The organism is Sphingomonas alpina, from assembly GCF_014490665.1.
In the GTDB taxonomy this organism is placed as follows: Bacteria; Pseudomonadota; Alphaproteobacteria; order Sphingomonadales; family Sphingomonadaceae; genus Sphingomonas; species Sphingomonas alpina.
This window is the reverse complement of the sequence record NZ_CP061038.1, coordinates 1,547,021-1,572,187: the sequence shown is the minus strand read 5'-3', so window position 1 is coordinate 1,572,187 and position 25,167 is coordinate 1,547,021. Positions and strand designations below refer to the sequence as shown.

Here is a 25,167-nt window from a genome sequence, read left to right as displayed (position 1 = left end):
AGCCGGTTGCGTGGCGCGCCTATCACGCGCGGGGTAAGGCCGCAATATATGGTCATGCCGCGCCGGCGAACAAGGCGTCCGCCTCGCCCCGTGTCGGGACGGAGCGAAGCACGAAGCTGCTGCTGATCGTGTTCACGCCGGGCAAGCGGCCGAGATGTTCGCGATGCATGCGCTCATAATCGTCGAGGTCGCGACAGATGATTTTCAGCCGATAATCCTGCGCGCCGGAAACCAGCGCGCATTCGACAATTCCATCGATCGCCGCCACCGCGCGTTCGAACTGGGCGAGATCCTCCTCGACCTGCGTGCCAAGCGTGATGTCGACCAGCGCAGTCACCCGAAAGCCAAGCCGCCGATGGCCGAGATGCGCGCCATAGCCGAGGATATGCCCCGACGACTCGAGCGCCTGGATGCGACGGGTACAGGCCGATTGCGATAGGCCGACCTGAGCGGCGATGCTGCTGACCGATGCCCGCGCGTCGGCAGCGAGCAGTTGCAATATCGCCGAGTCTATTCGGTTAAGTTGCATATTTTCCGTTCAATATCCCGACCACACCGGCAATGTATGCAATCAGCCCCTGTTTAGCCATGGTAATTTGCAGAGATTTGAGGCCCGGAACGCAGTATGATGCGCCATAACAATTCGATCCGGAGAGTTTCGCCATGCGTGTCGGTGTCCCCAAGGAAATCAAGAATCACGAATATCGCGTCGGTCTGACGCCGCCGTCGGTGTCGGAACTGACCGCGCTCGGCCATAGCGTCGTGGTGCAGACCGGTGCCGGTCTCGGTATCGATTTCGAGGACCAGGACTATATCGACGCCGGTGCGACGATCCTGCCCGACGCCGCCAGCGTGTTTGCGCAGTCGGACATGATCGTGAAGGTGAAAGAGCCGCAGCCAAGCGAGATCGCGCTGCTCGAATCACGCCATCTGCTCTTCACCTATCTCCACCTCGCCGCCGACAAGGCGCAGGCCGAGGGGCTGATCAAGTCGGGCGCGACCTGCATCGCCTATGAAACGGTCACCGCCAATGACCGCTCGCTGCCGCTGCTCAAGCCGATGTCGGAAGTCGCCGGCCGCATGTCGATCCAGGTCGGCGCGCATTATCTCGAAAAGGAACAGGGCGGCCGTGGCGTCCTGCTCGGCGGCGTGCCCGGCGTGGCCCCTGCCCGGGTCGCGATCCTTGGTGGCGGTGTCTCCGGCGTCAACGCGGCGCAGATGGCGGTCGGCATGCGCGCCGACGTGACGATCTACGACATTTCGAACGCCCGCCTCGCGGAACTCGACATGTTCTTCTCGAGCCAGATCAAGACGGCCTATGCCTCCAAGGCGGCGATCGCTTCGGCGGTGAAGAACGCGCACCTCGTGATCGGCGCGGTACTGGTGCCTGGTGCCGCCGCTCCCAAGCTCGTCACGCGCGAGATGCTCAAGACGATGAAGCGCGGGTCGGTGCTGGTCGATATCGCGATCGACCAGGGCGGCTGCTTCGAAACCAGCCATGCGACGACACATGACAACCCGGTGTTCGAAGTCGACGGCGTGATCCATTATTGCGTCGCCAACATGCCGGGCGCGGTCGCGCGTACCAGCACGTTCGCGCTCAACAATGCCACCCTCCCCTTCGTGCTGAAGCTGGCGAGCCTCGGCGCGGAAAAGGCGATGGCGGCCGATCCGCACCTCGCCAATGGCTTGAATGTGTCGAACGGCAAGATCCGTCACCAGGCCGTCGCCGACGCGCTCGACCTGCCGTTCGAGGCATGGAGCGCGTAATATCCCGGCCGGACTCGGGGCTTCCGCCTTTGTGGGAGCCCCCGGGCCATGGAGCTTGTTTCTGTACTTGAGTCAGATGACTTTGAGCAGACCTCTCTGCCATTTCCGCGAAAGCGCGACTCCCGCTTCCTTTTCTGAGCGCGGGCAAGGCAGTGGGATCCCCGCTTTGGTGGGATGACGAGGCCGGTTCGATCGAAACAGGGGCTTGCGCCCGACGCTTCACGGCCATGAGAAAGAGCAGAACCTACGCGCCGGTTCATGTCCGGCAAGCGATGACATGCCCGATCCGGTACGATGGTTGAATCGTTGCAGGTGACAGGATTGCGGGGACGCGCGCAGGAGATATGTTACACCAGAGATGTAACATATCTCCTCATCACGGCATTAGACGGCGCTTATATAATTCGTTTATTGTCATATACTTAGCTGAAGAAATCAGCTCTTCGAGCGGCCAAGCATACACCGTGCGGAGCCGCGGGTCCTACCGGGCATCCATGCCCGAAATCAGCGCGGCGTAGCCTGATCCGCGTCCGCCAGCAGGCGATCGAGCAGCGCCAGCCGATAGGCCAATTCCGGCCGGTAGGAGATTTTTGCCGGCGTCAGCGCCAATGCGCGGGCCCAATAGGGTCGAGCCTGGGCGAAATTGCCTGCGCGAATATAGGCCAGACCAGTGAAAAAGGGCGGTGCCGGATGTTTTGGGGCGAGCCGTGCGGCCTGGGCAAAGGCGAACAGCGCGGTGGGCGACACCTGCCCGCCATCGTGCAGCGCAAGCGAAGTACCGAGACCGGTCCAGAGCGCCAGGCTATCGGGATAGCGACGCAGGCCACCAAGAATCGCGCGCACCGCGCTCTCGGTATCGCCAACGCGAGTCATGCCGTCCGCCGCGGTCAGATAAGCCGTATCGGCGCGCAACCGCCCGACCATCGATTCACGCAGCTCGACCAGACCAGCGTCGACCGCGATCGGCCGCGCATTCGCCTCGACCGGCGTGCCCGCCAGCAAGGGCCGGCCCTGCAGCGCATAGCCGGCCGCGCCGAGCACCAGCGCGGATCCGATGAACGACCAGAGTTCACGCGAGACGCCAATGCGCCACAGCAGCAGCGCCGCACCGCCGGCAATCGCAGCAAGGATCACCCAGCCCATCAGCCGCGCCGGCGCTTGAACGACCCGCGCGCGAGCCAACCGCCGATCGCCAGCAGCACCAGCGGCATCAGCCACAAGGGCGCGGTCACAGCGCTGAGCGGCGGATCATAGGTCACATAGTCGCCATAGCGCGCGATCAGCCATTTGCGGACTTGCTCGGGGCTTTCGCCGGCGGCGATACGACGACGCACCAGCGAGCGCATGTCGCCGGCCATGTCGGCATCACTGTCGGAGATGGCCTGTCCCTGACACACCAGGCAGCGCAAGGTCGCCATCAACGCCCTGGCCTGGGCTTCCTTGGCCGGGTCCTTGAGCTGGGTGTTGGCAAGCGATGCCGGCGGCAAGGCGCTGTCAGCGTGAGCCGGAGGGGCGGCGAGCAATGCCAGTACAGCAAAGATCGTCACCCAGATCTTCTTTATGAACGCTTCCCCGGCGAAGGCCGGGGCCCAGTTGGGAAACGGCCTTGGCTGCGCGCTGCGGGTCGTTACATCCGACATCTCGACTGGGCCCCGGCCTTCGCCGGGGAAGCCGTGAGAAAATATGGTCGCGGATCGAATCATCGCGCCGACTGCAACGCGGCAAGAATTTCGGGAATGTCGTCAGCGCGGATATCGCCGACATGCTGTTTCACTACGCGGCCCTGGCCGTCGATGACGAAGGTCTCCGGCACACCTGACGAGCCAAGCGCCAGTTGCACCGAACTCTCCGCGTCGTTGCCGATGCGTTGATAGGGATCGCCGTTGCGCTTCAGAAACGCTTGAATCGCCGGGGTTGTATCGCGAATCGCAATGGCATCGATCGGCACACCCATCTGTTTGAGCTTCATCAGTTGCGGCGCCTCGGCGATGCATGGCACGCACCAGCTGGCGAAGACATTGAGCAATCGCGGCTGGCCCTGACCGAATACCGCGCTGCCGAGCCCCGGCTTGTCCGGCACCATTGCGGGCAGGGAGAAGGTCGGCAGCTTCTGGCCGATCAGTGCCGAGCGCACAGTGCGATCAGCGGGCCGGATCAGGCCGCTCGCGACGACGGCGAACAGCAACGCGAACCCCACCAATGGCAGCCAGATTACCGCGCGCTTCATGCATATGCCTCCCGCAGCACGACCTGGCGTTCGCGGCGGACGCGTCCGAACAGAGACAGCGCACCACCCAGCGCGATCAATGCACCGCCAAGCCAGATAAAGGTCACAAACGGTTTCCACCACAGCCGAAGCTGCCAGCGCCCCTGCCCGTCCGGCGCGCCGAGCACGGTGTAGAGCTGTCCGTCGAGCCGCGTCGCGATCGCCGATTCACTTGTCACGGTCGGCGGCGAGGAGAAAAAGCGCGATTGTGGATGAAGCGCGAAGGGCGTGCCGTCTTCCCCGCGCCGGACCGTCAATTGCGCCTGCAATGCCGACCAGTTCGACCCGATCACCGGGCTGATACCGTCGAGCGTCACACGGTAAGGCCCGACCTTGTATGGCTGGCCGACACGCGCCGCGACCAGCGTTTCCTTGGTAAAGGCGCTGTCGCAGGCCATACCGGCCAAGCTGACTGCGATACCGAGATGCGCGATCACCATACCCCAGGTGAACAGGGGCGTGCGGCGCAGATTGCGTTTCCACAGGGGTGCGACGCTGGCCACCGCCAGCCCTGCCGCGAGCCCGAGTCCAAGCATCGGCAGGATCGCGATCCCGCCGGTGACCATGAACACCGCCGCCCAGGTGAAGCAGGTCGCCGCAATCGGCCCAAGCATGCGCGACACAATCAGCCCGCTTTCATCGCGCCGCCAGCGCATCAGCGGTCCGGCCGCCATGAACGCGACCAGGATCAGGGCGATCGGCCCGGCGGTCTTGTCGAAGAAAGGCGGACCAACCGACAATTGCGTGCCCATCGACGCCGCGACGATCGGATAGAGCGTGCCAATCAGCACGATACCGAGAATGACCGAGAGCAGCAGGTTGTTGGCCACCAGTGCGCCCTCGCGGCTGACCAGTTCGAACGTCCGCCCCTGATGTACCGTGCCAACGCGCGCGCCGAACAGGGCCAGCGCGCCGCCGATATAGATGACCAGCAAGGCGAGAATGAAACTGCCGCGTTCGGGATCGACCGCAAAGGCATGGACGCTGGTCAGGATGCCCGAGCGGACCAGGAAGGTGCCGACCATCGACATCGAAAAGGCGACCACCGCCAGCATCACCGTCCAGGCGCGCAGACCATCGCGCGTCGCCAGCACCGTCACCGAATGAAGCAAGGCCGTCGCGGCGAGCCACGGCATCAGCGAAGCATTCTCGACCGGGTCCCAGAACCACCAGCCGCCCCAGCCAAGTTCATAATAGGCCCAATAGGAGCCGGCGGTGATGCCGAGCGTCAAGAAAATCCATGCCGCCAGGATCCACGGCCGCATCGCTCGCGCGAAAGCCGGGCCGACATCGCGCGTGATCAGCGCCCCGACGGCGAAGGAAAAGGCGACCGAAATGCCGACATAGCCGATGTATAATGTCGGCGGATGGAACGCCAAGCCGGGGTCCTGCAGCAGCGGATTGAGGCCGGCCCCGTCGGGCGCGGCCGGGCTCAATCTTGTGAACGGATTGGAGGAAAAGAGCAGAAAGGCATAGAAACCAAGGGCAATTGCTGCCTGCGCACCCAGCGTCGCGATCAGCGTCGACTTGTTCAGCCGATCCTCGAAGATCGCGATCGCGCCGCCCGCCAGTCCCAATATGGTGACCCAGAGCAGCATGGACCCTTCATGATTACCCCAGGCGCCGGCGAATTTGTACAGCCAGGGCTTGGCCGAATGGCTGTTCTCCGCGACCAGCAGCACCGACATGTCGGAGCGCATGAACACTGCGATCAACGCGCCCATCGCCAGCGTGGTCAGCAGTCCCTGCACGATCGCCACGGGGCGTACCGCCGCCATGACGTCATCACGCTGCTTGGCGATGCCGACCGCGGCCATGATCAGCTGCAACGCCGCCAGCGCCGCCGCCATCCATAATGCTGCCAGCCCCCCTTCGGCGATCATGGCTCGAGCGACTTCGTCTCGTGCATGTTGCCTTCACGCGTCTGGGCGACCTGTGGGGGCATATAGCGCTCGTCATGCTTGGCCAGCAAATTGGTCGCGGTGAAACTGCCATCGGCGTTGAAGCTGCCTTCGGCGACCACGCCCGAGGCCTCCTTGAACAGATCGGGGGTGATGCCGCTGAAGCTGACCGGGACGGTGGCGGCGCCGTCGGTGACCACGAACCGGATCGACACGCCGTCTGCTTGGCGCTCGATCGACCCTTTCTTGACCATGCCGCCGAGCCGCACCGCGCGACCGACCGGCGGCCCCGATTTTGCGACATCCGACGGCGCATAGAAGAAGGCGGCCTGATCCTTGAGTGCAGACAAGGCGAGGCCGCTTGCGCCGGCAATCGCCACCACGGCAAGCAGCACGAGCATCAGCCGCTGATGCTTTGCTTTCATGGTCGCTCGCCCGAGGAGCGTTCCGCCTTGCGCATCGCACGCCAGCTGCCCAGCGCCAGCGCAAAGGCCGCGGCAAAGGTCAGCGTGTAAGCCGCAATGACGAAGGGCCAGGGATTCACGAGGTTGCCATCCGGCGCATCCGCGCCTCGGACTTGGCCGTCGCGAGCATGGTGCGCATCCGCATCAGCACGATCGCGGCAAAGAACAGGGTGAAGCCGAGCAGCATCACCGGCAACGGCCAGAGGATGCTGCCGGCGATCTTCGAGCCGGTCAGGCCAATGCTCTGGCCCTGGTGCAGCGTGTTCCACCACACCACCGAATAGCGGATGATCGGCAGCAGCACGGATCCGGCAACGCCATAGATTGCGGGAATGCGCCCATCGCCGCCGCGATCGGCATCGGCGCGAGCCAGCGCCATATAGCCGAGATAGACGAAGAACAGCAGCAGCATCGAGGTCAGCCGCCCGTCCCATTGCCACCAGGTACCCCAGGTCGGCCGCCCCCAGATCGAGCCGGTAATCAAGCACAGCGCAGTAAACACCGCACCGGGCAGCGCAATCGCCCGCGCAGCGACCCCTGCGAGCGGATGGCGCCAGACCAGGAACAGGATGCTCGACGCCGCGATCCCACTCCACCCGGCCATACCCAGCCATGCGCTCGGCACATGGATGTAGAGGATCCGCACCGTCTCGCCCTGAAGATAATCGGGCGGGGTCACGAGCAACCCGGCCCAGGTGCCAAGCACGATCAGCCCCAGCCCGCCCCAGAACAGGAAAGGCGTCAGCGGGCGCGCGAGCTTCAGGAAGCGGGCGGGATTGGCAAAGGCATGAAGGGAGGCCACGATGGCTCGCGGTCTAAAGGGGATCGAGGCGTTACTCAACAGGCCGAAAGAGCCATTACCGAGTGATCAGCAAGACATGATCGCCCGTATCGATCAGCTGCGCCCGATCAACCGCTTGGCGATCATGTCGGCCACGTCCGACGCCGGCGCGCCGCTGCGGTCGCTCTCGTCCCACACCTCGACCAGGCGCTCGGGAATCCGGGCGATGCGGGCATTGACCTCGGCCTCGTCACCCTGGCCGAGATATTCGAGCCCGACATTGATGATGCCGCCGGCGTTGATGACATAGTCAGGCGCATAAAGAATCCCGCGCGCCGCCAGCCGCGCACCATCTTCGCGCGTCGCAAGCTGGTTGTTCGCGCCGCCGGCAATCACTGTGGTCTGCAGCGCGGCAATCGACTCTTCGGTCAGGATCGCGCCAAGCGCATTGGGGCTGACGATATCCGCCTTCAGGCCGAGGATCGCATCGGTCGCGGCGACTTCCGCGCTCAGTTCGACCGCCAGCGCCTTCGCGCGATCCTTGTTCACGTCCGCCAGAGTCAGACGCGCGCCATCACGGGCGAGCAATCTGGCCAGGCCGCCGCCGACACTGCCGACGCCCTGGATCGCGACATGCACGTCCTTCATCGAGTCGGCGCCTAGCCCCCGCTTCGCGGCTGCCTTGACGCCGAGATAGACGCCATGCGCGGTATAGGGGCCGGGGTCGCCGCCCGCACTCCCCGCCGCAACCGGCAGGCCGGAGACATGGCGAGTCATGGTCGCGATGATCTTCATGCTGGCTTCGGACATGCCGACATCCTCGGCCGTCACATAGCGCCCGCCGAGCGAGTCGACCGCACGGCCGAACGCCTCGAGCTGCGCAGTGCTGATGGTATCGCCGGGCTTCGCCGCCAGCACCACGCCCTTGCCGCCGCCCATCGGCAGGCCGGCCATCGCATTCTTGAAGCTCATGCCGCGCGAGAGGCGCAATGCATCGGTGATCGCACGGTCGCTGTCGGCATAATGCCAGAAGCGCACCCCGCCCGCGGCCGGGCCGAGATTGGTCGAATGGACGGCGATGACCGCCTGGAGGCCGGACTTGGAGTCCGTGAACAGGTGGACGCCCTCATGGTCGTCGAAATCGGGAAAGCCCCAGGTGCTCATGATCATCCTTCGACCGATGCGATACCGGCCCGACACGCCATCAGGCGAGCAAATGAATAAATGGGGCGACCGACGGGACTTGAACCCGCAACATCCGGCATCACAAGCCGACGCTCTAACCAATTGAACTACGATCGCCGCAGAGCCAGCGCCCCTAGCGGGCCGAACGGGCCAGCGTCAAGATTAGCATGCACTCAAACGCTCGAAGGTTATTCAGAATCTGCCCTCGATCGCGAGCGTATAGCCGTTCGCGCCCGGCTGGAACCCACTGAGCACCAGTTTCGGCACGGCTGCAGGATCAGCGGGCTGCACGACCAGTTCGGCGCGGAAACGACCGGTCGCCCAGAGTCGCAACGCGACTCTTTCCGTCCCGGACTGGCTGGCGAGCGGCAGCAACAATGCGCCCGATTCGCATTTCGCCGTGCCGGAAAGGCCCTGGGTCAGCGCGATGCCTGCCAGATCGCCGTTCAGGGTCGCGCGCACCCGGCCCTCGGCCCGCTGGCATGTGCCGTCTTTGAAGCGCACGCTGACATCATCAAGGTTGATCGCGGAGACGGGTACCGGCGCAAATACAGTGCCCGCCGCAAGCGTCGCAGTCATATCGTCGAGCCCGACGCTGTGGCGGCTGACCCCGATCGCGCCGTGCAGCGCGCGGTCCGATTCTGCGCCCGTCGAGCGCCACACGGGCGCGGCCGACCAGCAATTGCACCGGCGACAGCCCCGCGCGCAGATCACCCAGTTCCAGGTCGCCGAACTGCGCGCCGCTGAGCGATCCCCACCAGACGCTGCCCTCGACACTGCGCGCCGCCAGCCCGGTTTCGCCGAGCCCGAACCAGCCGAGCACCAGCCGCATCGGCATGAACGCGATCAGCGCGATCACGAACGCGGCACCGAACATCGCGGTCGGGCCAGTGGTCAGGCAGATGCGCCTCATTGTCCTCGCACCTTCAGGGTGATGGCCGCCGCCACCGTCTGATCGCCATTATTGGTCAGGTTGAGCGAATCGACCAATATGCCTGCCAGTTCCAGATCGGCAATCCAGCCAAGCAGCGCCCCCGGCTTTGCGGCGGCGATGTCGATCTGCACCCGGTCGCCGCCCTGCATCGTGACATTGGCAAGCGGGAATCCGGCATTGTTGGCGCGGTCGCGGATGATCGTGTCGAGCGGGGCACCGAGCGGTGCCGGCCGATCCTGCTGCAACGATTTCAGCGCTGCGAGCCGTGATTCGGTTTCGGCGACGCGGATCACCGCCCCGGCATGGCGTTCGCGCGCCGCGGACAGGCCGTCGGTGACCGGCCGGATAATCCCGGCCCAGACCAGGGTCAGCGCCGCCAGCGCGGCCATCACGATGAGCAAGCGCTTTTCGCGCAGCGACCGGCCAGTGAACCAGCTGCTAAAGGCGGCGATCATCGTGGCGACACCTTCAATTGCCCTGAAACCCGTCCATTGGCCGCCTCGAACGTCGCGGCCGGGACAACAAAGCCCTGTGCCACAAGCCGACTCCGGACATCCGCGGCGGCAGCTTCGCGATCGGCCGAGATGGTCGCGCGGACATCGCCATTCGCATCGAAGGCCAGCGCCGTCAGTTCCGCGCCCGGCACCGACCGCACCGCGGAGGAAACCGCTGCTGCCGTACGGGTGAAACCAAGGCCGCCGCCGCGCAACCGCGACAGGCGTTCGTCGAGCTGGCGGTCGGCATTGTTGACCGTCTCGCCACGCGGCAATCCCTGGCGCGCAAGCGTATCGGCGCGCTGCTCCAGCGCATCGGCGGCGAGGCTGTATTTGAGGATCGACACGATACCGATGAACAGCGTGACGACCAGGATCGCGACCGACAGCCAACCGAGGCGCCGGATCAGCGCCCAATCGAGCGCGAGCTTGCGCCGCCGCGCGAAAACTCCCTGACGCAGGTCGAGCGCCGGCGACGCCACTGCCGCAACGATCGCCGCCTCCAGCTCATCGCGCCCGAGTGTTGCCGGTGCGGCACCGCCGGTCACCAGCTCGGTCAGCCGCGCTTCATCGGCAAAGCCGCTGGTCGTGCCGCGCACCACGCCTTCGCCACCAAGGTCGGCGCGGACATAGCCCTCTTCCGGGCGCGGCAGCAGCATGGGCGCCGGCAGGAGCATCGCCGGATCGACGCCATTCGCGGCCAGCGCGGCGAGCCAATGATGCATTTGCGATATCGACACCACGCCGATCGGCCGTTCGGCATGATCGTCCTCGCGCCCGACAGCGACATGCAGGTCGGCGATCGGCGAGGCGCTGGCATCCGCTGCCAGCATCCGCGCGGCGGTGACCGATTGCGCGGCGGAGCGATCGGGCAATTCCGCCCAGTGCAGCGTGACCGACTCGGCCGGCGCGATCGCAACCGGCGGTGGCCCGTCCGGATCCACGCCTTCCGGGAACCCCTCCCCACGCGCCTTCACCATATCGTCGGCGATGCGCAGCCAGCGCCACGGCGTGCTCGGCGCGGGCAGGAACAGGACCAGCGTGTCGTTCATGACCGCTCACCCCATTGCCGCGACACGAGCCGCGCGGGCAAGGTCGTCGCATCGATCGTCGATTGCTGTTCCAATTCCGCCCCACCCAAGGTCACGTCCACATCGAGCGCGAACCAGTGCGTCGTAACCGCCGTTTGAGCAAGCGCATCCGGGGATGGCGTGATCGCGGTCAACGACGGCAGCTTCCAGAACGCGACCGTGCTCTCATAGCCTTGGGGCGGCCGTTTCAACAGCAATTGCCGCGCACCTTCGACACTCAGCGTTTCGGGCAGCAACATGGCAAACAGCGGCGCCTGTTCCGGCAGCAGCGTGTTGATGTTGATCGTCGAAGGCTTGGCGATCGGCAGCGTGCAGAGCCAGGGGCGAATCTTCGCATAGATTTCGGGCGTGACCCCGGACACCGCGCGCAATTCGCTCGGATCCGCCATTAACGTGTTGGCCGTGCGATATGGTGTCTCCGCGCCGAGATAGACGGAATCCTCCGCCCCGGCTGGCAACGGATAGGTATCGCTGTCGATCCAGTCGGACGCCGCGTCGGCGATCGGCACGGCGAGTTGCGCGGATACGCCGACCAGCCGCATCAGGCGCGCGAACTGCAAGCGGGCGGGCGTGTAGGCGGCATAGATGCGGGGCTCGGTTTCGACAACCAGGCCATTGAGATTGAAGCAATTACCGCCATCGCGGACGCGCGCAGTGGCCATGCCGCCGGGCACCGGCAGCGGGAACGGCTTTCCGCTCCATCCGCCCGCCAGCGTCACTCGCGCCGCATCGCGCCCGAGCAGGTCGGTGACCTTGGTCAGCGCCAGCGTTTCGGCGGCATAGGCATAGGCGCGCGCCTGCTCGGTTGCGGCGGCATTGCCGGAGAGCCGGGTCGCAAGGCGCAGCTTCTCCAATGCGGTCGCGGCGAGCACCGAGATGACTGCGACCAGCAGCAGCACGGTCAACAATGCCGCCCCCGCTCGGAGCCTCGATCAGCCGCCATTGCCGGTCTCCAGCCCCTTGGGCGCATAGCCGGCCCCGACCAGGAAAAGCTGGCGGAACTCAGTGCCGTTGCCGCGGACCAGCCGCATTTCGACCACTTGCGGGAGCGGCGACCTGGCGCTGCCCTGCCAGACATCGCTCCATGCACCGTTGATCCGATAACGCAGGGACACTTGACGCACGTCGCTCAGCAGCACGGCCGGGGCCAACGGTTCGGCGCCATCGAGCATCGGAAAGGAGATGCGTTCGATATTACCGTCGGCAAGCCGATATTCGACCTTCTGCTCGCTCGCGCGGCGGGCCCGATCGAGATTGCTCCAGCCGCCGCGCACGAGACGCAGCATCGGCGTCGTTCCCGAGCCGGATTCTCCAGTGAAGGCGGGCAAGACGTCGCCCGCCTCGTTGCGCGTCGTGCGGAAAGAGGCCTGGGCGAAATCGGCCGACAGCGCCGATGACAGGCGGCTCAACGCGCCGACATCGTCGAGCCGTGCCCCGGTCACGCCCTGCGCCCGCACGCTGAATGACAGCAAGGCAACGCCCGCCGAGGCGAGCATGCCGAAGATCAGGAAGGAGATCATCAACTCGACCAGCGTGAAGCCGTGTTCGGCGGAACGCCTCACGGGCGTGAAGCCGTGTTCGGCGGAACGTCTCATGACGACGCCCCGGGCAAGGAAGCCGGGCGCACCACGGTCAATCGTCCCTGCACCTGCCCTGCCGTATCCGCGACCGAGACGTCGATGCGCAGGATGCGCGTGTCGCCGGTCGGACGAGTCACGCGCGTCCAGCCCCAGCTGCGGCCGCCATTCTGCTCGACGCCCCGGGCCTGGCCGATCGCAGGCGGGCGAGAGTCGCTCAATGCTTCGATCGCGACATTGCGCGCGACCATCTGGGCGGTCAGCGCAGAATCGAGCATCCCCGCACCGCGGATCGTCGCCCCTTCCAGACGGATCAGCGCCAGCGCAGCGAGACTGAACACCGCAAGCGCCACCATCATCTCGATCAGCGTGAAGCCGCGTTCGGCGGAACGCCGCGAAGAGGTGGAGCGAGTGATTGGAAGCCTGTCAGCCATCGACTTTGACCGAACCATCAGCGCCGATCCGCACGATCGTGCTCTCGCCATCGCGGGTCAGGCGGACATCGAACGAACGATCCGCAAGGCCAGTCGAATCGAACACGACCCGATCGCGGTCGCCGCTCAGTACCGGCGTGACGCCGTCGGCCCAGCGCGCCACCTTGAACGGCTTTTCGCTGATCGGCTGCCAGGTACCGCGGCTCCGCGTGTCGAAACCATAACCGCCACCGGAAATCCAGATACTCACCGGCCGCGCCTCGACGATCGCCGAATCATGCGCGGCGCGCGCGCGCGCCGCGAAGCGCGTCGCGTCGTCGATCAGCCGGCCGCGCGGATCGGGGATCGCCAGCACGACGACAGCCGATGCCAGCCCGATGATCGTGATGACGATCATCAGCTCGACCAGTGTGAAGCCGTGTTCGGCGAAACGCCTCACGGGTGTGAAGCCGTGTTCGGCGAAACGTCTCAAGAGAAAGCTCCTCTTAAGACCAAGTCACTGCCAGCTGCCGATATCGGCATCGGCTCCCTCGCCGCCTTCTTTCCCGTCCGCACCAAAAGTCCAGATATCGGTGTCGCCATGCGTGCCCGGCGAGGCATAGAGGTAAGGACGTCCCCAGGGGTCGTCGGGCAGCTTCTTGATATAGCCGCCCTTCTGGTAGCGCGACGGGTCGCCAAGATCGGCCGGTGCATTGAGCAGCGCCGCCAGCCCCTGCGACGTGGTCGGGTAGTTCGACAGGTTGAGCTTGTAGAGTTCCAGGCCATTCTCGATCGTCGCGATATCGGCCTTGGCTTTTTCCGACTTGGCGCGCTCGCCCTGCGGGATCACATTAAGCGCGACGATCGTCGCGAGCAGGCCGAGAATGACGATCACCACCATCAGCTCAACCAATGTGAAGCCGTGTTCGGCGGAACGCCTCACGGGGGTGAAGCCGTGTTCGGCGGAACGCTTCACCGGCGCACATCCTTCCCGATGGCGGCGTTTGCGGGCGGCGGTTTGCGGGTCGGTAGTCATGATCTTCCTCATTGTCCGGCCCTCATTGTCCAGCCAGGGTGTTGAGCTGCAGGATCGGCAGCAGAATGGATAGCACGATCGTCGCAACGATACCGCCCATGACGACGATGATCGCGGGCTCGAGCAGCGACAAAGCGGTCGCGGTGAAGCGGTCGAACTCGCGTTCGAGATAGTCGGCAGCGCGTTCGAGCATCTCGTCGAGCTTGCCCGCCGATTCGCCCGATGCGGCAAGATAGGTCAGCAGCGGCGGAAAGACGCCGGCGCGGCGCATTGCCGCGGACAGACTGCCGCCGCCGCGGATCGATCTCGACGATCTCGTCCGATGCGGCGCGCAAGCGGCGATTGTGGATCGTGCCGGCGGTCAAAGTGAGCCCTTCCAGCAAGGGCAGGCGGCTCGCGACCATGGTGGCCAGCGTACGCGCCATGCGCGCCGCGTGGAGATCACGCAGCAATCTGCCGAGCAGTGGAATGCGCAGCAGCCAACCGTCGAACGCGAGCCGGATCGACGGCTGCTTGAGCGCCTGCCAGCAGATCAGGCTTATCAGCGCGACGGCGAGCAGCATGGCCCACCAATAGCCAACGAGCAAATCCGACAGACCAATGACGAGGCGCGTGAGCAACGGGAGTTGCTGCCCGACATTGTCGAACTGTTCGACTACCTGCGGCACGACAAAGGCCATCAAGGCGGTCACCACACCCATGGCCACCACTGCCAGCACGGTAGGATAGGCCAGAGTGGTGACGATCTTGCCGCTGATCTCGGCCTGGCGCTCGAGCAGGATCGACAGACGGTCGAGAATGGTCGGCAACGAGCCCGATCGCTCACCGGCTGCGACCATCGCGCGGTAGAGCGGCGGGAAGCTTTTCGGCTCTCGCCCCATGGCTTCGGCGAGCCGCCGCCCCTCCATGACGCCGGCATGGACGCTGGCGACGATCGTGCGGACCGATTCCTGCTCGGTCTGGCGGGTGATGGTGCGGAGCGATTCCTCCAGCGGCGATACCTGATTGAGCGTCGCCAGCTGACGCGTGAAGAGCGTAAGCTGCTTCACGCTCATCTTGCGACGCCCGAGGCGAAAGTCGGAAAGCAATGGCTTGCCGCGTGCGGGGCCGCCAGTGCCCGCCTCGATCTTCACGACATGGAAGCGCTTGCGGTCGAGCCGGTCACGTGCATCATCGATCGTATCGGCGGCAATATGTCCACGGACCTCGCGGCCGGCCGTATCGATCACCAGATAGTCGAAATCAGGCATTGCCGTTCGCGTCGATCACCAAAGGAGCTTCGACATCGGCCATGTCGCGGCGCGAAACGCGTACCGCCTCCTCCGGCGTCGTCAGTCCGTCGCGGACGAGCTGTCGCGCAGCCGATCCGAGATTGGGCGCGTTGACGAAGGCATGACGCGCAATGATCGCCTCATCGCCGCCATCGTTGATCAGGCGGCGGATCGTCTCGTCGATGCGGATCGCCTCGAACACGCCGATCCGGCCCTTGAACCCGGTGCCGTTGCAATCCTCGCAGCCGACCGGTTCATAGACGATCGCACCGGGGTCGAAGCCGAGCAACGCCGATACCGACCCTTGTGCTTGTACCGGCCTGCGACAGGTCTGGCACAAACGCCGCACCAGCCGCTGCGCGATCACCGCGCGCAAAGTCGAGGCGAGCAGGAAGGGCTCGATCTTCATGTCGCGCATGCGCGTGATTGCGCCGACCGCATCATTGGTATGGACGGTCGAGAGCACGAGATGGCCGGTGAGCGATGCCTGCACCGCAATCTCGGCGGTTTCCTTGTCACGAATTTCGCCGACCATCACCACATCGGGATCCTGGCGCAGAATCGCGCGCAGCCCCGCGGCGAAGGTCAGGCCGACCTTGGGATTGACCTGGGTCTGGCCGATCCCTTCCATGGCATATTCGACCGGGTCCTCGACCGTCAGGATATTGCGACTGCCGTCGTTGAGCAGGCGCAGTGCGGCATAAAGCGTGGTGGTCTTGCCCGAGCCGGTCGGGCCGGTGACGAGGATGATGCCGTTGGGCTCGGAAACCGCGCCTTTCAGCATGGTGTTGATCGCCGGCGTCATGCCGAGCACGTCAAGCGTGATCCCGGCATTTTCCTTGTCCAGGATACGCAGCACGACACGCTCTCCCGCGCGGCTCGGCAGGGTCGATACGCGCACGTCGAGCAGCTTGCCGGCCAGCGTCAGGCCGATGCGCCCGTCCTGCGGCACGCGGCGCTCGGCGATATCGAGTCGCGCCATGACCTTGACGCGGCTGACGATGACCGGTGCGACATGCGGTGGCATACGCAGCGTCTCGCGCAGCACGCCATCGATGCGCATCCGCACGACGAGGCCGGTTTCATAGGGCTCGATATGGATATCCGACACGCCGTTGCGCGCCGCATCGGCAATGATGCCGTTGATCAGGCGGATCGCCGGGGCATCGTCGGCGGTATCGAGCAGATCGTCGGCGGTCGGCATGTCGCCGGCCAGAATGTCGAGCTCGTCGCCAAGGCCCAGCGTCCCTGCTGCGACCGCCGCCGCCTGTCCGTCCATCGCATAGGCGTCGGACAGTTTGCGATCGAATTCCTCGGCGCTGACGAACCCGACATCGAAGGGCCGCGCGAGATGTCGCCTGAGTTCGAGCAGGACGCGCGGGTCAGCGCCTTCACGCATCGAGATGGCCAGATGATCGCCGCCATCCGGTTCGAGCACCACACCGAAACGCCGCGCAAAGCCATAGGGAATGGCGACCATCGCCGATGGTGGTATGAAAGCTTCTGGCAGTTCGACCGGCGCATCGGTTGCAGGCTCGACCTCGTCGCCGCGCGCGATGTGCATCATCGTTCTCCCTGCGGCTTCAAGGGTTTGGTCGAGTTGCGCATGATCGGCACGGTGATGCGTGGATCCTCGATATTGCCTGGCGTCGGCGCCGAGGGGATCGGCGGCGCGGCGCCCATATAGTCGCGCACCAGCTCATCGATGCTCGGCTCCTGATTGGGTGCCTGGCCCGCCTGTTGCAGGCGCAGATAGCCATAGCGCTGCTCGGTGACGCGCCGCGTGTCCTCGGGCGTGCGCAGGACGGTCGGGCGGATGAAGATCATCAAATTGGTCTTGGTGCGCTGCTTGGCCTTGGAGCGGAACAGGGCGCCGATCCCCGGCAAGTCGCCCAGCAGCGGGATCTTCTCGATCGTGCGGCGCTCATCGTCGCTGAGCAGCCCGCCAATGATCGCGATCTGGCCGTCATCGACCGTCAGCGTCGTTTCCACTTCGCGCTTGTTGAGGATCAGGTCGCTATTGTCGCTCGACACCGGCCCGGCGATCGAACTGACCTGCTGGTGCAGAAACAGCTTGATCGTGCCGCTCGAATTCACCTGCGGCCGCACTTCAAGCTGAATGCCGACATTTTCACGCTGCACCGTGCGGAAGGCATTGTCGAAATTGGTCGACAGCTGCTGACCAGTAGTGATCGGAATTTCCTGACCGACCAGGATCCGCGCCGGCTGATTGTCGAGCGTAGTCAGCGACGGCGCCTGAAGCAGGTTCGAGGTGGTGTCGGATTTCACCGCATTGATGATCGATCCGAAAATCGCATTCTTGCCGATATTGAACGCGCCGCCGCCAAAACCGCCACTCGCGCCGAGGATCGAATTGATCGCCGACTGGGCAAGCAGAATCGCTGACCGCGCTGTTGGTCGACGTTGTGACGGTCGTGCCGTTGACCGTGGTGGTCGTGGTGTTCAGCTGCCGCGCGCCGATCGCGCCGGCGATGGTCAACAGATTGGGGGCCGAATTGCTGAAGCTGGTAGCGAAGGTAGGCACGCCGCTGCCGGGCAATCCGGCGAGCAGGAATTGCACGCCGAGCTTGTTGGCGGTCGCATCCGACACTTCAGCGACGATCGCTTCGACCAGCACCTGCTCGCGCCGCGTATCGAGCTGCCGCACCACCTCATTCAACTGGCGCTGCACCTCCGCCGGCGCGGCGATGACGATCGCATTGGCTCCAGCGAAGCGAGTGATGACCGATGCAGTGCGGCCCCCCTCGGCAACGATCGCGGCCTCGCCGGTCCCCCGCCCGCGGCCGGAGCTGATTGTTGCTGCCGGGGTGGCTCGGCATTGTTGCTGTTGTTCTGCCCGTTCGCCGCGGTTCCGCCGAAATTCGAGCGGGATAGAGTATTGGTATTGTTCGACGTCGGCTGAGTCGGCGTCTGGCCGACAAGCTGTTGCAGCACTGGCAGCAATTGTTCGGCATCGGCATTTTCGAGGAAAATGACGCGAATTTCGGTGCCGTTCTTCGCCCGCTTGTCGAGATCCTCCGCCACGGCGGCGAGCCGCGCAACCGTGGCGCCGTCGCCGCGCAGCGCGATTGAGTTGGAACTGGTAATGGCGACCACCGTCGCGCTGGGCCCGGTCGCGGCTCCCTGGCCACCCTGCCCGCCCGTACCGATCAGCGCCTGCAATGCGCTGGCGATTTCGCGCGCGCCGGCATTCTTCAGCGCGACGACCCGGGTCGAGGCATTGTCGGTATCGATCTGGCGCAGCACTTCGCGCACCCGGCGGACATTGTCGGCGAAATCGACCACGACGATCGAATTGCCACCGCGATTGGCAGTGACCGAGCCTTGCGGGCTGACCAGCGCGCGCACCGTTTCCACAGCGGAGGCGGAATCGATCGAGCGCAAACGGATCACCTCGGTCACGAAGCTGTTGCGTGATGCACCGCGCGATCCCACCCGGCTCGGCTGCGATGCGGCGTTGTCGATCGGCTGCACGCGGAGCGCGCCGTTGGATGTCGGCACCGCGACCAGCCCGTTGGCACGCAGGGTCGACAGGAAGACCTCGAAATATTCGGACCGGCTCAGGGGGCGGTCGGTCACTACCGTCACCTTGCCCTGCACCCGGCTATCGATAATGAAGGTCCGCCCCGTCACCTTGGCGGCATCGGCGATGAACGCGCGGATATCCGCATCGCGCACGTTCAATGTGGTTTGCGCGAGAATCGGCCCGGCGAGCAGGCACGCAAGAACAGGTGCGAGGATCAGTTTTTTCATTGGCTCGCTATCGAGATGACAAGAGGAATGGTGGTGTTGCCCCGCTCGACGGTCAGCGGCAGATTGCCCCCACCTGCGAACTGCCCGGCAATGCGTTCGATGTCGCCCTGACCGGTGACCGCGCGACCGCCAATCGCGGTGACGATATCACCATCGCGCAGATTGGCGGCACGAAACGCGGCGCCAGACCCCTGCGAGCGCACGACGAGGCCGGTCACGCGACCACCATCGACACGCGGGATAAAGCCGATATCCGACTGGACCTGGGCAAAAGTCGTGACGCGAGACCCGATCCCGCCAGGGGCTGCAGCCGGGTTCGGGCCGCTGCCAGCCGCAGAGGCGGTCGGTGCTACGGTTTCGACCGCGCCGGATTGATCGAGAAACAGGTCCTCCTCGGCGCCGCCACGGTCGATCGTGATATGATCGAACGCGACCGCTTTCAATTTCACGCCGGGCATGATCTCGCCACCGACAGCCACGCTTTGCTGCACGCCGTCGGGGCCGGCGACGATCGCCGAGCCGCCGCCGACCGCTTCGTCGATCCGCGTGCCGAACAGCGTGATCTGCAACGAGGTGACCACCGCCGGCTTGCCGTCGCCGCCCGCACTCAGCCGGAAAAAGGGATCGAACCCGCGTAGGATCGCCGCGGGTGAGCCGATCGTACCGGGTTCGGCCGGCTTCCAGTTCCCGAGCGGACCGACCGGCGTGACGATCACCCACAAGAGCCGCGCGCACTGCACCGCCAGCACCGCGAGCAGCAGAAGCTCGAGCGCCGAATAGACAGTGGTGCGCGGTAGCCGCCGAAGGATACGGCGCGCGCGGGCGTCGAGTGCGAGGCGCATTGAGAGAATCCCCCGGGTCGCGCAGGTGCTAGGCGGCCAGTGTTACAGTCACACGGCACAAGTGTGAACCTTTTGCGACAATCCTAATGTCGACGGCCAATCGGTGACCGGCAACGCTCGCGATCGCGGAAATCTCTGCAGGTCCGGCCTCCGGCGGCGCCCAGGCCGGCCGCTCCAGTTAAGTATATGATATACAACGAATTATACTAGAATCCACCCTGACAGCGATGAAGAGATATGGGACACGACGGGTGTCCCATATCTCCCGCCGCCTTCCCCACAGCCCCGTCACCGGCGGCGATTCAGCCAAGACGCGGGATCGGGCATGCCATCGTCGGAGCATCGGCCATCGTCTGAGAGTGCCTGCCATTTTATTATGTGCGACAACGCGATCCGCACAACGTCGGAAATTCCATCGTCGTGCATCCTTGTGGAGAGCAAGTGAGGTTGAGGAAGGCTGATCGGCTTTGATGCAGAGTCGGGCGGAAATCGTGGCATGGGTGGCGGGCAATATCATCCCGCACGAGGGAGCTCTGCGCGCGCGCCTGCGGCGCATGGCGGCGACGTCCTGGGAGATCGACGATATCGTGCAGGATGCCTATCTCAACATCGCGCGGCTGAAGAGCGTCGCGCATATTCGCGACGGACGGGCGTATCTGTTCACCACCGCCCGGATGGCGATGCTCCAGCGGATCCGGCGCGACCGGATCGTGCGCATCGACAGCTTGACCGAGATGCAGGCAATGGCGCTCGAAGACGAGGATCCCGGCCCGGAACGGCGCGCGGGCGCGCGGCGCGAACTGGAACGAATCCGGCAGTTGATCGATGCCCTGCCCGCGCGCTGCCGCGAAATCTTCGAGCTGCGGCGGATCGAGGGCGTGCCGCAGCGCGAGATCGCAGCCCGGCTGGGAATTGCCGAACATAGCGTCGAACAACAGGCGACGCGCGGATTGAAGCTGATCCTGAAGGCACTGGCCGCGGACGGCGGCACCGAAACGCCGCATTCGGGGACGCGGGATGAAAAAACGGAGGGCAATCATGGCAATGGATGAGGACGGCGCGGCGCGCTGGGCCATCCGTCGTGATGCCGGCCCGCTTACCGCCAACGACCAGGCCGAACTCGACCTGTGGCTTGCCGCTGACGAGCGCCACGAAGGCGCCCTGCTACGTGCCGAGGCGGCGTTGGTCTATCTCGATCGCGGGCGCGCGCTGGCGGGCCAGCCGCTCGATCCGGAAGAGGTCGCACGCGACGAGCCGTTCCCCCCCGCCATGCTCAGCCGGCGCAAGCTGGTCGGCGGCGGCGCGCTGATCGCCGCTGCCATTGCCGGGATCGGCGGGGGGCTGCTCTGGCCGGCCGGTGAAAGCTTCACGACCACGATCGGCGAAGTCCGGCGCCTGTCCCTCACCGACGGATCCGTTGCCACGATCAACACCGCCAGCCGGCTAACCGTGACGATGGCGAAGACGGCGCGGCGGATCACGCTCGACGATGGCGAAGCCTGGTTCGAAGTCGCACACGACAAGGCACGGCCGTTCCTGGTGTCGGCGGGCGATGTGCACGTCCGCGCTGTGGGGACCGCCTTTTCCGTGCGCCGTCACACCGACGGTGTCGATATTTTGGTCACCGAAGGTGTGGTCGAAACCTGGACCGGGGACCGCAGCACCGCGCCGACCCGGTTGAGCGGCGGCGAACGTGCGTTCGTTGCCGATGCGACCACGCGGATCGTCGCGGTTCCGGCGGGCGCGGAAATCGAGCGCGCGCTGTCCTGGCGCAGCGGCGACCTGGCGCTGAACGGCGAGCCGCTGGATTATGCTGTGACGGAGCTGAATCGCTATAATCGCCGCAAGCTGATCGTTGACGATCCGGTGCTGGGTCGCACGCCGATCGTCGGCTATTTCAAGGTCGATGACCCCGACAAGTTCATGCGATCGGTGGCGGTACTGCTCGACGCGCGGATCACGACATCGGGCGGCGATATCCATATTGCGCCGAAAGGCAGCTGATTTTTTTCACGCCGGGCATCGGAAACGCATGGCCCGGACATCCTGATCAATAACGAAGGCGCACAAGCGTCTTCACGATCAGGAGGGGACTATGATGCGGGGATTTGCTGTTCCGGGATTCCGTGCCGGCGCCATGGCGAGCGTCGCAGCGATCGCTGCGATAACGGTGGCCACACCGGCTCATGCGCAGACGCGCAGCTTCGACCTGCCCGCGCAGCCTGCCGCCACCGGCCTTCCCGCTTTCGCCAAACAGGCGGGAATCGAGATCGTCGCCGACGGCAACAGTGTCCGTGACAAGCGCACCAACGCGGTCCGCGGCACGATGACGGTGGCCGCTGCGCTGCAGCGGCTTCTGGCCGGCACCGGGCTGGCCGTGAGCGAAGACCAGACACAGACCGGCGTCGTGATCATCCGCGCGGCGGTGCAAGCTGAGGTCGAAAAGGACGACCCTGGCCCCGACATCATCGTGACGGCGCAGAAGCGTGAGGAGAAGATCCAGGATGTGCCGATCGCGATCTCGGTGTTCACGGCAAAGACGCTGGACGAGCAGAAGATCGAGGGCGGCAGCGAGTTGCTGCGCGGGACGCCCAACGTCAATTTCTCCAAGACCAACTTCGCCAGCTACAATTTCTCGATCCGCGGCATCGGTACCAAGGCGCTGTCGGTGACCACCGATCCGGCAGTGGCGATCAGCTTCAATTCGATGCCGCTGGTCCGCAACCGGCTATTCGAGCAGGAATATTTCGACGTCGAGCGGATCGAAGTGCTGCGCGGACCGCAGGGCACGCTCTATGGCCGCAATGCGACGGCGGGTGTGGTCAACATGATCCCGATCCTCGCCGATCCCGGCAAGTTCACCGGCAGCCTGAAACTGGAAGGCGGCAATTACGGTTCGATGCGTGCGAGCGGCATGCTCAACATACCGATCACCGACACGCTGGCGGTGCGCATTGCCGGCGCGCGCACGCAGCGCGACGGCTATGACTTCAACACCGTCACCAACCGCGACGTCAACGACCGCAATCTCTGGTCGACCCGCGGATCGATTACCTGGAAGCCGGACAGCAGCTTCAGGGCCAGCCTGGTATGGGAGCATTTCCAGGAAAAGGACCGCCGCTCGCGCACCGGCAAGCAGCTCTGCCATCGCGATCCCTCGCCGACGCAGGTGGGCGGGGTCGCGATGCTGCCTCAGAATGGCGGTTTCTTCAGCCAGGGCTGCAAGCCGGGATCGCTATACGAGGATGCCGCATTCGGCGTGCCCAATGGCGCCAGCCTGCCCAACGTCATTGCCGCCAGCGTCGGAGTCTCGGGGGCGGTGGGTTTCACGGAGAATTTTCAGGGCGTCTTCGCCATTCCCTTCGCCACGGATCCGTTTTCAGCCGTCGTGCAGTCGCGCGACCTGCGCAAGATCGCGACAACCTATGACCCGCAGTTCCGGGCCAAAAATGACGTGGTACAACTCAACCTCGATTTCGAGATCAATCCAGATCTGAAACTGGTGTCGCAAACCGGTTGGACGCGCGACAAATATTACTCGACGCAGGATTATGGCCGTTTCCAGTCGATCCCGATCTTCACCGATACATCGCAACCCGGAATCTACCAGCTCGTTGGCGACAATCTCGTCCCTGCCTATAATCTGTTGCCCGGCGGGGTTTTTTGCGATCCCCAACTCGGTTGCTCCAGAGGTTATCTTTCGGCCGATCTCAACCGTTCCAAAAGCCGGCAATGGTCACAGGAATTCCGTCTTCAATCCTCCTTCGACGGACCACTCAATTTCAACCTCGGGATCAATTATCTCGATTTCAAAATCGATGAGGATTATTTCGTCTTCAACAATACATTCACACTTGCGGGGATGATATTGTTCAATCGAGGCACCGGTCAGACCGGATCAACGATCACCCAAACCTGCGCCCCAAATCAGTCGGTATTGGCCAACCCCGGCGATGGCGGAACCTGTCTTTATATCGATCCCAATCCGATCGATAAGATCAATGGCGAGGGGCATAATTATTTCCGCAGCCGCAACGTCGCGCACACTAAATCCTATGCCGGGTTCGGCGAACTCTACTGGCAGGCCAGCGACACGCTGAAGGTCACCGCGGGCCTGCGCTATACCCGCGATATCAAGACGACCACGCCCTATCCGAGCCAGTTGTTGCTGACCCCCGGCTATGTCGGCGGCGGCTATGTCAACAGCGGCTATCCGGCGCTTCCCGACATCGAACAGAAATGGGGTGCGCTTACCGGCCGGTTCGTGGTCGACTGGAAGCCACAGCTGTCCTTCACGGACGACAGCCTGTTTTATGCTTCCTATTCACGCGGCTACAAGGCGGGCGGCACCAATTCACCCGGTATCGGGACGAATCAGGCAGCGCTCGGATTCTTCCAGGTCGATCCGCGATTTCGGCCGGAATATGTCAACGCCTTCGAAGTCGGCAGCAAGAACACGCTCGCCGGCGGCAAGCTGCAATTGAACGCCACCGCCTTCTACTATGATTACAAGGATTATCAGGTCTCGCAGATCATCGATCGCGGAACCCGGAACGAGAATTACAATGCCCAGACCTGGGGATTGGAGTTTGAAACGATCTGGCGCCCGACACGGCGGCTGAGCTTCAACGCCAATCTCGGCCTGCTCGACACCAAAATCGGCAAGGGGATGAAGTCGATCGATGTGATGGATCGCCTTCAAGGGCATGATGACTGGATATTGATCAAGCCCTGGCTGCAACAAGCCTCCAATTGCGTCGCGCCCAAGGCGCTGGTCCTGCCATATCTTCAGGGCCTGTACATAGAACATGACCCGTCCAATCCAATCGTCACCCCCCAGATCACCGGCTTTTGCCCATTTGGCGGCGTGCTCCTTGGTGGCCCGGGTGTCGGCTACGACCCCTTCACCTATACCGACGTTGGCCAGAACCAGGGCCAGGGGTTCGCCGCCAATCTCTCCGGTAACGAATTGCCCAATGCGCCGCACTGGACGGTCAATATCGGCACCCAATACACCATCCCGATCGATACATGGAACGTGACCCTGCGCGGCGATTACTACCGCCAGGGCAAGAGCTGGGCGCGAGTCTACAACGCGGTCAATGACCGCCTGCGGTCATGGGGCAACGCCAATTTGGCGATCACCGTCGAACGGCCTGACTCGGCGCTGACCTTCCAGCTTTACGTCAAGAATCTGCTCAACGACACGCCGATCACCGACGCGTTCATCAACAGCGACGACAGCGGCCTGACCACCAACGTCTTCACCCTCGACCCGCGCATCATCGGATTCAGCGTGGCCAAGAAGTTCTGAGTTCCGGCTGACCGGTTCGATCAGCCCTCGCTCCCCCCTCGGGCGATGACGACT

25 protein-coding genes, 1 tRNA gene and 2 pseudogenes are annotated in these 25,167 nt (G+C 64.5%); 4 read left to right on the top strand and 24 right to left on the bottom strand.

Going from position 1 to position 25,167, the window contains the following annotated elements; all coding sequences use genetic code 11:
* Window positions 1-52: 52 nt before the first annotated feature.
* Window positions 53-499, bottom strand: a complete 447-nt coding sequence (locus H3Z74_RS07190) for an Lrp/AsnC family transcriptional regulator (RefSeq protein WP_229726953.1) — start codon at window positions 497-499, stop codon at window positions 53-55.
* Between the two features lie 164 nt (window positions 500-663).
* On the opposite strand from H3Z74_RS07190, the gene ald reads away from it, so the two are divergent.
* Window positions 664-1,770, top strand: a complete 1,107-nt coding sequence (gene ald, locus H3Z74_RS07185) for an alanine dehydrogenase (protein WP_187763236.1) — start codon at window positions 664-666, stop codon at window positions 1,768-1,770.
* 504 nt (window positions 1,771-2,274) lie between these two features.
* Here ald and H3Z74_RS07180 read toward each other — a convergent pair.
* The 23 genes and pseudogenes from H3Z74_RS07180 to H3Z74_RS07085 form a co-directional block, all read right to left on the bottom strand.
* Window positions 2,275-2,952: a tetratricopeptide repeat protein gene (locus H3Z74_RS07180; protein ID WP_229726952.1), complete on the bottom strand. Its 678-nt coding sequence runs from the start codon at window positions 2,950-2,952 to the stop codon at window positions 2,275-2,277.
* Entirely contained in the window at window positions 2,913-3,317 is a 405-nt protein-coding gene (locus tag H3Z74_RS07175; protein ID WP_390901791.1) for a cytochrome c-type biogenesis protein, read from the bottom strand. Before H3Z74_RS07175 ends, H3Z74_RS07180 begins: the two co-directional genes overlap by 40 nt.
* 152 nt (window positions 3,318-3,469) lie before the next feature.
* Window positions 3,470-3,997 carry a redoxin family protein gene (locus H3Z74_RS07170; RefSeq protein WP_187763233.1) on the bottom strand — a complete coding sequence of 176 codons (528 nt, stop codon included), beginning with the start codon at window positions 3,995-3,997 and terminating at the stop codon, window positions 3,470-3,472.
* Entirely contained in the window at window positions 3,994-5,919 is a 1,926-nt protein-coding gene (locus H3Z74_RS07165) for a heme lyase CcmF/NrfE family subunit (RefSeq protein ID WP_187763232.1), read from the bottom strand. The genes H3Z74_RS07170 and H3Z74_RS07165 overlap by 4 nt, the downstream gene beginning before the upstream one ends.
* Complete coding sequence (ccmE, locus tag H3Z74_RS07160; protein WP_187763231.1) at window positions 5,916-6,362, bottom strand: cytochrome c maturation protein CcmE; 447 nt, start codon at window positions 6,360-6,362, stop codon at window positions 5,916-5,918. Before ccmE ends, H3Z74_RS07165 begins: the two co-directional genes overlap by 4 nt.
* Window positions 6,359-6,481, bottom strand: coding sequence for a hypothetical protein (locus tag H3Z74_RS24595; RefSeq protein WP_261300369.1), 123 nt, complete (start codon window positions 6,479-6,481; stop codon window positions 6,359-6,361). Before H3Z74_RS24595 ends, ccmE begins: the two co-directional genes overlap by 4 nt.
* Window positions 6,478-7,203 (bottom strand): heme ABC transporter permease CcmC, encoded by a 726-nt coding sequence (gene ccmC / locus H3Z74_RS07155; protein WP_187763230.1) that lies wholly within the window; start codon window positions 7,201-7,203, stop codon window positions 6,478-6,480. The genes H3Z74_RS24595 and ccmC overlap by 4 nt, the downstream gene beginning before the upstream one ends.
* Before the next feature lie 93 nt (window positions 7,204-7,296).
* Window positions 7,297-8,352, bottom strand: a complete 1,056-nt coding sequence (locus tag H3Z74_RS07150; RefSeq protein WP_229726951.1) for a Glu/Leu/Phe/Val family dehydrogenase — start codon at window positions 8,350-8,352, stop codon at window positions 7,297-7,299.
* Between the two features lie 55 nt (window positions 8,353-8,407).
* A tRNA-His gene (locus tag H3Z74_RS07145) sits at window positions 8,408-8,484 on the bottom strand.
* Window positions 8,485-8,559: 75 nt separating this feature from the next.
* A pseudogene (gspN, locus tag H3Z74_RS07140) lies at window positions 8,560-9,199 on the bottom strand (type II secretion system protein N).
* Between the two features lie 77 nt (window positions 9,200-9,276).
* Window positions 9,277-9,756 (bottom strand): type II secretion system protein GspM, encoded by a 480-nt coding sequence (gene gspM, locus H3Z74_RS07135; protein WP_187763228.1) that lies wholly within the window; start codon window positions 9,754-9,756, stop codon window positions 9,277-9,279.
* Entirely contained in the window at window positions 9,753-10,847 is a 1,095-nt protein-coding gene (gene gspL, locus H3Z74_RS07130) for a type II secretion system protein GspL (protein ID WP_187763227.1), read from the bottom strand. Before gspL ends, gspM begins: the two co-directional genes overlap by 4 nt.
* Window positions 10,844-11,791 (bottom strand): type II secretion system minor pseudopilin GspK, encoded by a 948-nt coding sequence (gene gspK, locus H3Z74_RS07125; RefSeq protein ID WP_229726950.1) that lies wholly within the window; start codon window positions 11,789-11,791, stop codon window positions 10,844-10,846. Before gspK ends, gspL begins: the two co-directional genes overlap by 4 nt.
* A gap of 27 nt (window positions 11,792-11,818) precedes the next feature.
* Window positions 11,819-12,481: a type II secretion system minor pseudopilin GspJ gene (gene gspJ, locus H3Z74_RS07120; protein ID WP_229726949.1), complete on the bottom strand. Its 663-nt coding sequence runs from the start codon at window positions 12,479-12,481 to the stop codon at window positions 11,819-11,821.
* Window positions 12,478-12,897, bottom strand: a complete 420-nt coding sequence (gspI, locus tag H3Z74_RS07115) for a type II secretion system minor pseudopilin GspI (RefSeq protein WP_187763225.1) — start codon at window positions 12,895-12,897, stop codon at window positions 12,478-12,480. The genes gspJ and gspI overlap by 4 nt, the downstream gene beginning before the upstream one ends.
* Window positions 12,890-13,369 (bottom strand): GspH/FimT family pseudopilin, encoded by a 480-nt coding sequence (locus H3Z74_RS07110; protein ID WP_315444027.1) that lies wholly within the window; start codon window positions 13,367-13,369, stop codon window positions 12,890-12,892. Before H3Z74_RS07110 ends, gspI begins: the two co-directional genes overlap by 8 nt.
* A 24-nt stretch (window positions 13,370-13,393) precedes the next feature.
* Window positions 13,394-13,852 (bottom strand): type II secretion system major pseudopilin GspG, encoded by a 459-nt coding sequence (gene gspG / locus H3Z74_RS07105; RefSeq protein WP_390901792.1) that lies wholly within the window; start codon window positions 13,850-13,852, stop codon window positions 13,394-13,396.
* Window positions 13,853-13,934: 82 nt separating this feature from the next.
* Window positions 13,935-15,162 (bottom strand): annotated as a pseudogene (gene gspF / locus H3Z74_RS07100) (type II secretion system inner membrane protein GspF).
* Window positions 15,155-16,747, bottom strand: a complete 1,593-nt coding sequence (locus H3Z74_RS07095) for a GspE/PulE family protein (protein ID WP_390901793.1) — start codon at window positions 16,745-16,747, stop codon at window positions 15,155-15,157. Before H3Z74_RS07095 ends, gspF begins: the two are co-directional and overlap by 8 nt.
* The gene (locus H3Z74_RS24750) at window positions 16,747-17,430 is read right to left on the bottom strand and encodes a type II secretion system protein GspD (protein WP_326838812.1); all 684 of its coding nucleotides are present in this window, start codon (window positions 17,428-17,430) and stop codon (window positions 16,747-16,749) included. Before H3Z74_RS24750 ends, H3Z74_RS07095 begins: the two co-directional genes overlap by 1 nt.
* A complete protein-coding gene (locus H3Z74_RS24745) occupies window positions 17,315-17,875 on the bottom strand; it encodes a hypothetical protein (RefSeq protein WP_326838806.1) in 561 nt (186 codons plus the stop codon). Before H3Z74_RS24745 ends, H3Z74_RS24750 begins: the two co-directional genes overlap by 116 nt.
* On the bottom strand, window positions 17,860-18,957 hold the full coding sequence (locus tag H3Z74_RS24740) for a secretin N-terminal domain-containing protein (protein ID WP_326838805.1): 1,098 nt from the start codon (window positions 18,955-18,957) through the stop codon (window positions 17,860-17,862). Before H3Z74_RS24740 ends, H3Z74_RS24745 begins: the two co-directional genes overlap by 16 nt.
* A complete protein-coding gene (locus H3Z74_RS07085) occupies window positions 18,954-19,799 on the bottom strand; it encodes a type II secretion system protein N (protein WP_187763223.1) in 846 nt (281 codons plus the stop codon). The genes H3Z74_RS24740 and H3Z74_RS07085 overlap by 4 nt, the downstream gene beginning before the upstream one ends.
* A gap of 470 nt (window positions 19,800-20,269) precedes the next feature.
* On the opposite strand from H3Z74_RS07085, the gene H3Z74_RS07080 reads away from it, so the two are divergent.
* From H3Z74_RS07080 to H3Z74_RS07070, 3 genes are all read left to right on the top strand, one after another.
* Entirely contained in the window at window positions 20,270-20,851 is a 582-nt protein-coding gene (locus H3Z74_RS07080; RefSeq protein ID WP_187763222.1) for an RNA polymerase sigma factor, read from the top strand.
* Window positions 20,838-21,803, top strand: a complete 966-nt coding sequence (locus H3Z74_RS07075) for a FecR family protein (protein WP_187763221.1) — start codon at window positions 20,838-20,840, stop codon at window positions 21,801-21,803. The genes H3Z74_RS07080 and H3Z74_RS07075 overlap by 14 nt, the downstream gene beginning before the upstream one ends.
* A gap of 94 nt (window positions 21,804-21,897) precedes the next feature.
* Window positions 21,898-25,113, top strand: a complete 3,216-nt coding sequence (locus tag H3Z74_RS07070) for a TonB-dependent receptor (protein ID WP_229726948.1) — start codon at window positions 21,898-21,900, stop codon at window positions 25,111-25,113.
* Window positions 25,114-25,167 lie beyond the last annotated feature (54 nt).

Bases quoted from the DNA above. Each gene is read 5' to 3' on its own strand.
- ald (WP_187763236.1), top strand. From the start codon at position 664: ATGCGTGTCGGTGTCCCCAAGGAAATCAAGAATCACGAATATCGCGTC.
- H3Z74_RS07170 (WP_187763233.1), bottom strand. From the start codon at position 3,997: ATGAAGCGCGCGGTAATCTGGCTGCCATTGGTGGGGTTCGCGTTGCTG.
- H3Z74_RS07165 (WP_187763232.1), bottom strand. From the start codon at position 5,919: ATGATCGCCGAAGGGGGGCTGGCAGCATTATGGATGGCGGCGGCGCTG.
- ccmE (WP_187763231.1), bottom strand. From the start codon at position 6,362: ATGAAAGCAAAGCATCAGCGGCTGATGCTCGTGCTGCTTGCCGTGGTG.
- H3Z74_RS07150 (WP_229726951.1), bottom strand. From the start codon at position 8,352: ATGATCATGAGCACCTGGGGCTTTCCCGATTTCGACGACCATGAGGGC.
- gspM (WP_187763228.1), bottom strand. From the start codon at position 9,756: ATGATCGCCGCCTTTAGCAGCTGGTTCACTGGCCGGTCGCTGCGCGAA.
- gspL (WP_187763227.1), bottom strand. From the start codon at position 10,847: ATGAACGACACGCTGGTCCTGTTCCTGCCCGCGCCGAGCACGCCGTGG.
- gspJ (WP_229726949.1), bottom strand. From the start codon at position 12,481: ATGAGACGTTCCGCCGAACACGGCTTCACGCCCGTGAGGCGTTCCGCC.
- gspI (WP_187763225.1), bottom strand. From the start codon at position 12,897: ATGGCTGACAGGCTTCCAATCACTCGCTCCACCTCTTCGCGGCGTTCC.
- H3Z74_RS07095 (WP_390901793.1), bottom strand. From the start codon at position 16,747: ATGCACATCGCGCGCGGCGACGAGGTCGAGCCTGCAACCGATGCGCCG.
- H3Z74_RS24740 (WP_326838805.1), bottom strand. From the start codon at position 18,957: ATGAAAAAACTGATCCTCGCACCTGTTCTTGCGTGCCTGCTCGCCGGG.
- H3Z74_RS07085 (WP_187763223.1), bottom strand. From the start codon at position 19,799: ATGCGCCTCGCACTCGACGCCCGCGCGCGCCGTATCCTTCGGCGGCTA.
- H3Z74_RS07080 (WP_187763222.1), top strand. From the start codon at position 20,270: ATGCAGAGTCGGGCGGAAATCGTGGCATGGGTGGCGGGCAATATCATC.
- H3Z74_RS07075 (WP_187763221.1), top strand. From the start codon at position 20,838: ATGGCAATGGATGAGGACGGCGCGGCGCGCTGGGCCATCCGTCGTGAT.
- H3Z74_RS07070 (WP_229726948.1), top strand. From the start codon at position 21,898: ATGCGGGGATTTGCTGTTCCGGGATTCCGTGCCGGCGCCATGGCGAGC.